Origin of the sequence: Xenorhabdus japonica (genome assembly GCF_900115195.1) — a bacterium.
Classification (GTDB): Bacteria; Pseudomonadota; Gammaproteobacteria; order Enterobacterales; family Enterobacteriaceae; genus Xenorhabdus; species Xenorhabdus japonica.
In genome coordinates this window covers 209,548-220,581 of record NZ_FOVO01000001.1, presented here as the reverse complement: position 1 = coordinate 220,581, position 11,034 = coordinate 209,548, and the positions used below count along the sequence as shown (strand labels likewise).

7 protein-coding genes and 2 pseudogenes are annotated in these 11,034 nt (G+C 40.2%); 3 read left to right on the top strand and 6 right to left on the bottom strand.

The window, feature by feature from the left end:
- Nucleotides 1-1,246: 1,246 nt before the first annotated feature.
- On the bottom strand, nt 1,247-1,783 hold the full coding sequence (locus BM135_RS00980) for a hypothetical protein (protein ID WP_245737249.1): 537 nt from the start codon (nt 1,781-1,783) through the stop codon (nt 1,247-1,249).
- 142 nt (nt 1,784-1,925) lie between these two features.
- A complete protein-coding gene (locus BM135_RS00975; RefSeq protein ID WP_092516993.1) occupies nt 1,926-2,153 on the bottom strand; it encodes an AMP-binding protein in 228 nt (75 codons plus the stop codon).
- A gap of 140 nt (nt 2,154-2,293) precedes the next feature.
- Between BM135_RS00975 and BM135_RS17850 the strand changes: the two are divergent.
- Nucleotides 2,294-2,406: pseudogene (locus BM135_RS17850) on the top strand (IS5/IS1182 family transposase); the annotation flags it as partial.
- Here BM135_RS17850 and BM135_RS17255 read toward each other — a convergent pair.
- From BM135_RS17255 to BM135_RS16830, 3 genes and pseudogenes are all read right to left on the bottom strand, one after another.
- A pseudogene (locus BM135_RS17255) lies at nt 2,407-2,639 on the bottom strand (tyrosine-type recombinase/integrase); the annotation flags it as partial. It abuts the pseudogene before it with no gap.
- 377 nt (nt 2,640-3,016) lie between these two features.
- The gene (locus BM135_RS00970; RefSeq protein ID WP_139204063.1) at nt 3,017-3,286 is read right to left on the bottom strand and encodes a helix-turn-helix domain-containing protein; all 270 of its coding nucleotides are present in this window, start codon (nt 3,284-3,286) and stop codon (nt 3,017-3,019) included.
- Between the two features lie 595 nt (nt 3,287-3,881).
- The gene (locus BM135_RS16830) at nt 3,882-4,022 is read right to left on the bottom strand and encodes a hypothetical protein (protein WP_175485866.1); all 141 of its coding nucleotides are present in this window, start codon (nt 4,020-4,022) and stop codon (nt 3,882-3,884) included.
- 788 nt (nt 4,023-4,810) lie between these two features.
- Here BM135_RS16830 and BM135_RS00965 point away from each other — a divergent pair.
- The gene (locus tag BM135_RS00965; protein ID WP_092516991.1) at nt 4,811-5,893 is read left to right on the top strand and encodes an AAA family ATPase; all 1,083 of its coding nucleotides are present in this window, start codon (nt 4,811-4,813) and stop codon (nt 5,891-5,893) included.
- The gene (locus tag BM135_RS00960) at nt 5,886-8,081 is read left to right on the top strand and encodes a S8 family peptidase (RefSeq protein WP_092516990.1); all 2,196 of its coding nucleotides are present in this window, start codon (nt 5,886-5,888) and stop codon (nt 8,079-8,081) included. Before BM135_RS00965 ends, BM135_RS00960 begins: the two co-directional genes overlap by 8 nt.
- Before the next feature lie 555 nt (nt 8,082-8,636).
- Here BM135_RS00960 and BM135_RS00955 read toward each other — a convergent pair.
- A complete protein-coding gene (locus BM135_RS00955; RefSeq protein WP_092516989.1) occupies nt 8,637-11,006 on the bottom strand; it encodes a DUF5906 domain-containing protein in 2,370 nt (789 codons plus the stop codon).
- Nucleotides 11,007-11,034 lie beyond the last annotated feature (28 nt).

Below are 11,034 nucleotides of genomic sequence, written 5' to 3'. Positions count from 1 at the left end.
CCCGGTGGGGATGATTCAAAGCCAGTTGTTGCAATGTAATTCGTTCAGGCTCAGAAAGTGTTATCGTCGATTTCATCAGAACAGTGGAAAATTCGATTATCGTATATCGATTATAGCAATTATGCAGATAATTTATCTGATTAACTTAATATACTTTTCCCTATTGTTAGCACTCTCTTAAAACGAGATGAGGTTTTAATCTGTATAGAAACTGGAATTTGTGTTGAATTAGCGCGATTATAAAATTATATTTTTATTCATATTCAATAAAAGTCCATAAAAATGTATTTAGATATATATTGTGAAAAAATTATTATTTAAATATAGCGAAAGACAATTTACAGAAATAGCTACTGAATAAGCCCTCATTCATCAAACTGTTCCTTAATTTCTTTAATAGAAGTCAATTTAACCTTAGGTATCGTTAATTGCTCAAACAATGCAGTATAACGTTTTCTGCTTTTTTGGTGTGACGACAGTAATATGATGAATCATTTTCCATTTGATGCTGTCTTTATTGCCTTCCAGACCACCATAACGGTTATGTTGGAAAAGAGTTCTGTTTGCATAACGCAGCAGGCTTGCTGGCGTTGAGATATCTAATAAAATAACACCTGTCGCTCTGGATCAGCGCTGTGGTAGACATTTTCTATAGTTTCCATCTATAACCCAGCTTTCCTCTTTTATTACCATATCATGCAATGAGATGAATTCATCTACAGGACGTTCCTGCCAGTTTGTATTTTGGTAGATGAAAAAGCTGATCCAGGTGAACTACTTTTAAATTACATTTTATGGAGATGGCATTAGCAAGCGTAGATTTACCGCTATTTGAAGGCCCCATAATACAAATTCTATTTCCTAAATCCGAAAATTTCATAACAACCTCCAGTAGTTATAGATTCACCTCTGTTATCAGCATGGGAGCATAAGTCCACTGAATTAATGAAGCACTAAATTTTTCACATGTAAGGCACGTAAAAATCGTGAATTTAATTTAGTTGTGAACCACATCTCATAATCAGGATTTGCGGCATTATGTGGGGAGAGTCTTGTTCCTGCCTCTTCAGGAAAAACGCATCGTCATAGATAAATCGACTTCCTCGCGATGTTCCCCAAAGTAATCCTACACGTGGCAACAAACCACAATGCTATCCGATGCCACGGGGTAGAAGCGCATGCCAGATCAGAGATCGAACAGCCGTTATGAAAAAACTACCTGACTATTGTCAGGTAGCCGAGAGTGCTATTGACCGCTTTTGGGAAGGTAATAGGCGAGGTACTTTGAGAGTAGTTCTTTCCCCATTGGAGTGAAATGCACTGGATTTGCTGCATTAGCCAATGCTGAATTCGTATTCTGGATATCATAGATCGGCATGTTTTCATTGACCTCCCATCGGCTTCTCTGCTGGTAGACGCGCTCAGCAAGCATTGGTAGCAAGGGCAACAATGCATTTTCGTCTAAATGAGGATCGGCGGTCAGCCTGGAGAGCCATTCGTTGTAAGGGAGTGACTCCAATGGATATCCATGACATTCCTCTAAAAGACGGAAGAACTCATCAATGTCAATGGACTGCTCTCTCTCCGGGACGAGGTGGTAAGCTTGACCCAGGTTCCGTATGTCAGTTGCGATAGCCAAAAGCGCCGCACTGACATAGTCAACTGAGACGAACTCCTTCCACTGACGCGGCAGTTCTGGATAGGCACCGATAGTAATGCACCCCTTCATCAGGCAGGCGACGAAGTCATTCGGATTGCCGACTCCGCTAACGCTGTCACCCATAATGAAGCCCGGCCGGTAGACGGACAACGGGATACCGAGTTCCCGCGCCTGCCCAGATGAAAAATGACATCACTTGTGTTGGCCAATTCGTCGTGGAGTGCATCATTAGGCGTGCAGGAGGTACATTCGGGTCGAGAGGCACTCAGCTTCCGCCAGCCATAAGAATGGCAAGCTGACTCGTGATTTGTTCAATGCCCGGCGACAGAAGGATCGCAATAGGCTCTTCATGTTTTATTCCAAGTGACCGTAACGAGTCCGCAACGGTAGCCGCTTGCTGTTTGAGTGTGCGGTAATTAAGTTCTTTTTCAAGTGTGAGGATAGCGATCTTGTCCGGATAACTACGGATCTGTTTCAGGAAATGAGACAACATTCAAGCCTCCTATAAGACAATAGGATTATAATACCAATAAATTATTATATGTTACTAAACTATCTTTTAATCTTATTATTTAATAATTAACTATATAAATTTCGAATACAAGTCCCCTTGTTAGATAATATCGTCATGATATTTCAGATCATGTTTGGCACTTATTGGAGCCACATTTACCGGGGCGTAAAGGCGCACGGGGCGGGAAGCCTAAGACAATCGGGTATTTATCCATGCAGTGTTTTGGATCTTACCCTTCAATAGGTTTTCTTGTTGCAGGTATGTACCAAATAGCTCTTTCAAGATCTATTTCTTTCCAACGGGCAAATCTCATCTCACTGGAACGAGTAAACGTTAATAACGCCAGTCTTACAGCGACTCAGGTAATTAAGCGTCCACGCTAACAAGAAAGATGGGTAAACGTTCATGGGATAATGCAGAGTGATGTTTAGATTTTACTGTGGCGAGAGCGCCAGTCATGTCAGATTGCAATGGACGTAACTAGACCTAGAGTGGTCTACTTTTATTGATCTTTAAGGGATTTTTTTCTGGTAGCAGACGTTAGGATACGACTATAGAAATGTAAATGGTGAAGGCCGGACTCGCAAAAGAATATAATTAATTGAAATTAAATAAATTATTAAAGATAAATTTTCAAAATGCCCCATTTTGTGCCCCATATTTATTTTACTCCCTTTACTTGTTCATGTATTTGATTTTAACATACTTTATGAACTGCTTGATATATTGGTATAAGAGTAAAGTTAAAAAGCCATGAGGTTTAAATTAGTTTGTCATCTCACTCTCAGGGCTTTGTATAAAAATTTATCATTTTCACAAAGTAGATCACAAGTTGAAGCTGGTTATTCCTGTGGTTTGTCTCGAACCTTACATTCAATCAATCGACCCTGCTTATCAAAATAACGGCTAGGCCAGATTTCTGAGGGGTGAATACCGAGATAGTTAGCGATTATCCACTCACCTTTAGGCCATTGCCTACTGAGTGCGTTTGCTAATGTTGATGAGCTGAGTCCTGCTTCACGAGAAATAGCCGCTAAGGTTGTACCACGTTTACGTAATGCTGCGATGATATCGGCCTGATGCCAGTCATTTTGAACATTGTTGTTATTCATTCCTGTTACCCCTTCCATTAATTAATATTGATGGTGGTGATTCAAGGCAGGGTTAGCAGACTGGGTTCACACCAGCGAGGCCGAAGCCTCCCCTACCTGAATCACCATTGAAAGGGTGAACGCAGGCGCACTGGCAGAAACATCCTACCAGTGTCAGTGAACACAAGGCTGCTAAACCTTGACCATTGGATTGAGCCAATGGCGGGAATACTTTAACTGATTGTATTATTGGACTCAATAACCGAACGACTAAGTTTAACGGTTATAAACACGTTCGACATAACGCCCAGCGTTTCGAATATGGTCAATTCTTTAATCAACCAGCTCATCAATTTCCTTACTTATACCTAAAACATGCGATCTCTGGCGCGCGACAGTTCGGACAAAACAGAAAATATCTGCTTTGCCCTTGACGGATATCTGTGCGCCAGAGTGAACGCAAGTTGAGGTATTGCGGGGTATCGGTTGAGTACGCGGTACTGCCGCCTGTATAAACAGGTCATCCCCACCGGCAAAAAGCCAGCCTTGATATCGTCAAGTTCTCCTTTTGATACTTTTTCAATCTATAAAATGCAGTGTCAAATTCACTGTGTGGTTAAGCAGGCGTGAGCCTGTCAGGATTGTGATGTTCTTTGGCTGCGGCGTCACTTTCAGCGGTAAACCTGCGAAAAGTGACGCCTTGAGTTCCGTAAACAGTCAGTAAAAGCTGTGCGAACGTTGGAATGCTCGCGGGCACAGCAAAACGCCGCAAGGTTAAGTGCCAAATGGTAGTAATTAGTAAAATGTTTCGGTGTAAAAAATTTATCTGATGAATAATTCAAACAGAGATAGGTGAGAAATATAAATCGGATGTACAAAATGAATCCTGTTATTTATTGAAAATAAAGGAAAATATGCTTTGTATTTATATGAAAGATAAGTGCATGATCTAATGTTCACTACACTTGATTGGCTATATAAAAACACCTTTTGGGTGTATTTTTCGTTTAAGAAACCTTCATCGCCAGACGGTGGTTTAAGTGTCTGACAATATCTGCTTCCAAAGGTGTGCAGATGTACCACAATTCTTGCTCTCCCTTTCAGGCTACGGGAGTTTTTGTTGCCATTACAGCTATATGGCCATCTATGATGGCGAGTAAACCAATTCAGACTAGACGTTTTTTTCAGTTATGGCAACAAGAAACGGGTAGTTTGAACAATAAAAACTATATCTATTCTTCACACCAAACCATGCGATAAATAAAGAGTCATCCCCCTAATATTGGGAACTATTAGTACTTTCTTAACTGATTCGCAAAAAACACCGCATTTAGTAGGCAAAGATCGGTAAGGGTGATGAAGCATACAATATTTAGATGCTAGCTGTTCAAACTAAAATTAAAAATACTAGCAAACTCAAAGGTGGTACAAAAATATTTAAATCTGGGCTAATAATGCATGGATTTATGTTTTTTTTAACTAATTACATCGTTATTGGTGTATCATTACCAAAAAATTGGTTTAATTTTATCATGAGGTGGTAGAGTGATTAACTTAACTAATGATATATTCATTGACGTCGTCAGTGATGCTCTGTCTGGCAAGCGAGACAGTCTTGTCATGCGACTACGCATGGTGACAAAAAAGCTCAAAAAAGAGTCACCAGAATTAGCAACAAAATTAGAAAGCCTACTTATGCAAACTAGTGGAGCATATGCTGTAGAAAGAGCTCAACCGATTACCCCTAGAGCAACCCCCGTAGATGCAGATACAAGGCAAAAATTGTTAGTTGAAACATATCCTGTAATTCTAGATGTTGAACCTGTTTGGCCAACAAGCACATCGTTAGCTCTAAATCGTTTTGTAATCGAATGGGAAATGAAAGAGCTCTTGCACAAAGAGGGCCTACATCCGTCCCGCTCCCTTTTAATGGGCGGGCCTCCTGGAGTAGGTAAAACTTTGGCTGCAAAATGGTTAGCCAGCAAACTAAATATGCCCTTATTGACTCTTGATCTTGCTAGTGTGATGAGCAGCTATCTTGGTAAGACAGGAAATAACATAAGATCCGTACTTAACTACGCCTCATCTTTTCCATGTATATTACTACTTGACGAGTTCGATGCCATTGCCAAAAAAAGAGATGACGCTACAGATGTCGGTGAACTTAAAAGACTTGTTACCGTTCTTTTACAATCTATCGATGAATGGCCCAACACATCTATTCTCATAGCAGCAACTAATCATTCTGAACTTTTGGATACTGCTGCATGGAGAAGATTTGATAGAGTTATAAACTTTGAATATCCTACTAATGATTTAATTCAACGTTATCTTATATCGAAAGAAATTGCAGAAAGTTTAGCGCACTATATTTCATCAAGATTAGGTGAAATATCTTATGCTGTGATTGAAAAATCCATCAATCAAGCGAAGCGGAATTCTATTATAGAGCAGATACCTTTAAGCTCAGCTCTAATTGATGAATTACTGAACAATACAGCATTGGAAAATGTCATAAAAACGATGCTTGATGAGGGTGTTTCCCAAAGAAAAATATCGTCAGACTTAGGAATACCAAGATCGCAAATTAGAAAAATCATTAAAATAGAGGATGAAGGTAATGAATGATAAGAATATGCTTTTGGGTTACGGAGAAACACTGACGGGTAATGTAAAAATAAAAAAAGGTGGTGGAGGGAAAAATAAACCCTATAGCTATAATGAAAATAAGCTAGTAATAATGAGTGACTTAGCATCACTAATCAGTGAAATTGAAAACGTACCAGCCTCCGCACTACCAGATGGTAAAGCAGTAGCAAAATTCGTGCTTCATCCAGCTTTTCTAGCTAAAAGTTATTTTCCGGTAGGATTATTTAACAAATTCTCTCTTACAAGTGTAGGTAGTAAATCTGTCAGAATTAAGCCTCGTAAAGACATAAAGAAAAAAGGTAGAAAAGATGAGTATACAACGGCTTGTATCTATGTTTCAGGGAAAACTGAAAATTTTCAATCGTTTTTGCGTGCATTAAACGATGATACTTTAAATAAAAGCCAAAAAGATGATTTCATCACACTTGAAAGTGTTTCAATGTTTAACCCCTCCGATAAAATTAAGTCTTTAAAAGGTGATGATGAAAGAAGTATTGAAGTAGCCTTACATACCCCAGATGAAAATTCAGCTATAGTTGACTCTTTTATTATATTTGCTTTACAACAAGGTGCCTCCGTTGATAAAGAAAGATGCATAAAAGTCAAAGGATTGACCTTTATGCCTATTAAAGCCAATAAAAAAACGGCTTATGAAATAGCAAAATTTTCTTTTTTAAGGACGCTTAGAGATCTTCCAGAGTTAAGAGTTAGTGAGCCAGTAATTAGACGTTCTGTGAATTCCCCTTCTAGTTTTAAATTACCATCAGAAGGAGCAATCAATCCAAATTTAAAGGTAGCAATATTTGACGGAGGAATAAGTACTGATGATTTTAGTCAGTGGGTAACTGAGTACACCTTTAACAAAGATGGAAAAACAAGTGCCCAACTTCTCTCACATGGACAAGATGTGACCTCTACGCTTCTCTTTGGCGTTATGGATTCAGGTGCTGTAAAACTAAATGTTCCTTACTGTAATATTGATCATTACAGAGTCTTAGATTCGAACATAAATAATGCCGACATTGACCTTTTTGATGTGCTAATCAGAATAAAGAGTGTGCTTGGCACACAACACTACGATTATATTAATTTAAGCTTGGGGCCGAGGCTACCTGTTGATGATGATGATGTTCATGTCTGGACTTCAACACTTGAGGAAGCCCTCTCAGCAGGGAATACTTTATGCACAGTTGCTGTTGGAAATGATGGCCATTTGCCAGCAGGTCTTAATAGGATTCAACCACCTGCCGATTTGGTCAATGGTTTATCTGTAGGTGCAGCAACATCTCTTTCAGAAAACTGGGAAAGGTGCCATTATAGCTGTATTGGCCCCGGTAGAAGTCCTGGATTCGTGAAACCAGATGGTGTTGCTTTTGGCGGAAATTCAGAAGAACCTTTCAAGGTATTCAGCCCCATGAATAATGGATTGGCAAGTACCGCAGGCACTAGCTTTGCTGCTCCACTAGCATTAAGACAAGCAATCGCTTTAAGTTCATCTTTACAATATAATATTACACCTCTAACTGCTAAAGCTCTTTTAATTCATCATGCTGAAAACAGCACTCATGAACGTTCAGAAGTTGGCTGGGGTAGATTTCCGCATAATATTTCAGATATTATTTATTGTGACGATAATGAAGTAAAAGTCATTTATCAAGGTGTGCTCAAACCTTCTCAACATATGCGAGCATTCATTCCTTATCCAGATGAACCAACTACAGGTTGTGTCAATCTTCGAGCAACATTTTGCTTTTCTAGCCCAGTGGACGCAGAACACCCATTAAATTACACTCGAAGTGGTTTAGAAATTACTATGAGGAAGGGGATATCTGATACGACAAAAGGCTTAACATTCCCGCTTTTTAACTTAAAAAATATTTATGCAGACGAAAATGAACAAAGAAATGACGGTCATAAGTGGGAAACAACATTAAGAAGTGAGCACACATTCAAACAAGATGAACTTACTACACCATGCTTTGATATTATTTATCATGGTCGCGACTGTGGGATGCCAATCGATGTTTCTGAACTTGACGACTTACCTTATGTTTTAATTGTTACTTTATCTGCTGGGGAAATGCCAGATTTATATAATAATATACGACAAAAATATCAGACATTACAGCCTATACAGGTACAGCAGCAAGTCATTCTACATGCTTAATAAAAGATATATGGATAACTCTTTGGTTATCCATATATTCAGTAGAAATAAAAGCAATAACTATGATCAGTATTCCATCAATGAGTGAAATTAGGTTTATTATAATAATTTCATCGATATATTTTTATTAAAAATCACCATGCTCGCCATAAAAGAAAATACAAAAAATTAAAACCACACTGACGCGCTACGCTTGTCTTCTCCGAGTTACCGGGCTAATACATTAACCCGCTAACTCAGAGATCCGAAAAAAATACCTGCCAGAGAAAAAATTTTTGTCTACCCCCTTATTAAAGAATTAGTAATAAAACTGTTCACACTATTCACCTTTAAATATTTTTATTTAAATTCATACTATTAAGTGGTGATGACTTGAAATTAAACTCATCACCACTCTTCACCCAACCGTTCACCTTGAACCGGAAAATAAGGTGAACAGTGATGAATAGTTGTGAATAGTTTTAGAATAACTGTTCACCCTGTAATATTTTGATATATCTGGTTTAAATTATAGGGTGAATAGTAGTGAACACTTTTTTATATTTCTTTGAAAAATTATTTTTCTGGCAGGCTATCCCTTGTCAGTTTCGGCATCCATTCGATAGCAGTATCAATATCTAGGCTCAGGTTGCTACGAATACCTTGTTTGCTTTTCTTGCGTAAATATTGCTGGCTGTACTCTGCCAGTGCGCCTGACATATCCATTCCGAAACGAGTCACGGAAACAGGTTTGTTTAGGTTATTACCTTTCATATAAGCAAGATAAGCAAGATAGAGATACTTACTAGGATTGAACGGCATAATTTCTGCATTGCCGATTAACAAACCGTTAGCTTCATCGGACGCAATCAGGTATCCGCAAAAATCGACCAGTGAATCTGTGCCACGCTTAATATCCAGCGCTTCTGCTGATTTCTGTTGCTCTGCCAATAAGTGCCTTGCAGCTTGTGGATCACGTTCATTTTCCGGCACAACTTCGGAAAAGTTGAAAATTACCCGACGCCGCGACACACCGCCACTTCGATCACTAAAACTCATGGCGTTATTGTTCACTGCCAGTACCACCGCTGGAATACGAATTGAATAGGGTTGTTTGTGCTTCGGATCGATAGCGACTTCATCGCCTCCAGTAATTGCCTTGATGCCGGAACCATCGCCCACATAGCGAGTTTGATCTGGCAGGATAATCAACGAATAGCCGACAATCAGCGCCCGTTCCCGTGGGTTTTCCAGTGCCGCCATACTTGCAGAAACAGTATTGCTTGGGCCTGCCAACATTGAACAGATTTCAGCAAAGATGCTTTTACCACTGCCTCCGGCACCGGTGACTTCCAGAAAAAGCTGCCAGTCATAACGGTTCGCCAACACCATAAACAGCGCTGCCAGCACTCTGTCTGCTTTATTTTCACAGTTGTCAGTTGCTTGATTGAGCCAGCGCCAGAACTGTGGCGCGTGATTTTGCAGGGTTTCCCCCGAAACAGGGGAATTGAATTCAACGTCATTGGCAAGCAGCAACCAGTCATTTTTACTATGTGGTCGGAACTGGCAGGTTTTCAGATTAAACACGCCGTTACTGAATCCGATTAAGTGGTGTTCTGGCGGCTGCATCATGGGAAGCTGCAATTTCAGAGCATCCACCGCAGAACTAATACCATGCGGTGAGTGCGGTAGCTTCTCTTCCATAAAAGCGGCGACCATTTCCCGCCTTAAATCGCGATCACTGACCGGACGCCAGACAACGCCATCATAGTGATGAACGCTTTCCGAAGCACCATCCAGTGCCAAATCACTGTTATACCGCGCCAGTAACACTTCTCCGCGCTGGCTGGCTCCCATCTGGCATAATGTCAGTTTTGAAGATTCGGTATTATTATTAAGCTTAACGGCTGCTTTTTTCTTTATTGATGTTGGTTGATAAAGCCCCTGAGCAAAGGCTTGCCGTGCTATTTCCACTCCTTGTTGCTGGCGATAATCGTCCCAGTCGGCTTTGTACTCAGTTGGTGGTAACGTTACCCATCCGTTGAGCGATTTGGCTGTTTTCTCTGCTGTAATCTTGCCAATGTTCTTTATCGGTTTGCCGTTCTTATCCAGATCATCGGGAAGATGCCAATCATTATCTGCGGCAATAATAATTTTTGTATCCAGCCAACACTCCCGAACGGCTTTTGCGACAGAAAGCAGATTGCCTGCATCTATTGCAGCCAGAACGGTGCCTTGATGTAACCAGCTAACGGTCAGTGCCGTGGCGTAACCTTCGGTAATGATCACTATTCCTGGATATTCTTCCATCTCTGATAATGCAATAAAAGCACTTTTCTTTTGGCTACCAGACAGTAATTTCTTCGTTCCATCCGGTTTGATGATCTGCGCCCCTGTTACTTTTTTATCTAATGTTCTCAGCGGCAATAACAACGAAGCATCTTCCAGCAATCGCTGATTAGAGCAATTCAGTCCTTTTGAAGTCAGATAGGGAGATTGTCCTGTGACAGTTAGCGCCATTAGTGCCGCTACTTTTTCGGCAATCAGCTGTGTTGTTTGAATGCTTTCTTTGGCTAGCTTGAGTTCAGGCAAAGGTAGCGATAGTACATCAGCAATAATCTTTGCAGCTTCAAGAATTGAGATCCGGCTGGTTTTCGCTACTAAATCCAGCCCATCGCCATAGTTTGGGGCGTCACACTGGCGGCAATGCCAATTGCCATTGTGGTGATCATCAATAAAGTGAAAACGGTCAGTACCGCCGCAAATAGGACAGGTCCCATGTTTGCCTTTTGCGGGAATATCAATACCACAGGCGGGTAGCAGATTTTCCCAATGATACATAGCGGATTTTTTCACGGATTGGATTAGGTCGAGCGGTTTTTGTCCGTCTGTTTTATCTGAATATGTAAATTTAGGATGAGTTTGGGTATGCTGTATATCAGCCATCATCGTTACCTCGTATAACGGTTATTGG

Coding starts and splice junctions, on each gene's coding strand:
- BM135_RS00980 (WP_245737249.1), bottom strand. CDS start 1,783: ATGGGTGACAGCGTTAGCGGAGTCGGCAATCCGAATGACTTCGTCGCC.
- BM135_RS00975 (WP_092516993.1), bottom strand. CDS start 2,153: ATGTTGTCTCATTTCCTGAAACAGATCCGTAGTTATCCGGACAAGATC.
- BM135_RS00970 (WP_139204063.1), bottom strand. CDS start 3,286: ATGAATAACAACAATGTTCAAAATGACTGGCATCAGGCCGATATCATC.
- BM135_RS00960 (WP_092516990.1), top strand. CDS start 5,886: ATGAATGATAAGAATATGCTTTTGGGTTACGGAGAAACACTGACGGGT.
- BM135_RS00955 (WP_092516989.1), bottom strand. CDS start 11,006: ATGGCTGATATACAGCATACCCAAACTCATCCTAAATTTACATATTCA.